Source organism: Streptomyces sp. NRRL F-2580 (assembly GCF_000720115.1).
Taxonomy (GTDB): Bacteria; Actinomycetota; Actinomycetes; order Streptomycetales; family Streptomycetaceae; genus Streptomyces.
Genome location: NZ_JOIR01000142.1, coordinates 1 through 214 on the forward strand (window position 1 = coordinate 1; position 214 = coordinate 214).

Genomic DNA, 214 nt, shown 5'->3' on the forward strand with positions numbered 1-214 from the left:
GCTGTCGGAGGCGGGTGCGCGGATCGCCCGCGAGGTGGCCGACGAGTTCACGGCGTCGACGGGGCAGCAGCGCTGGGTGCTGGGCTCCATGGGCCCCGGCACGAAGCTGCCCACCCTGGGCCACATCAGTTACGGCCAGATCCGTGACGCCTACCAGATCAACGCCGAGGGTCTGATCACCGGCGGCGCGGACGCGCTGCTGGTGGAGACGACG

Annotated in this window: 1 protein-coding gene; it reads left to right on the forward strand. The window is 71.5% G+C overall.

All coding sequences use genetic code 11. The features are described from left to right. Positions 1 to 214 (forward strand): homocysteine S-methyltransferase family protein (locus IF88_RS41820; protein WP_037808970.1); only part of this gene is annotated, 214 nt, incomplete at both ends.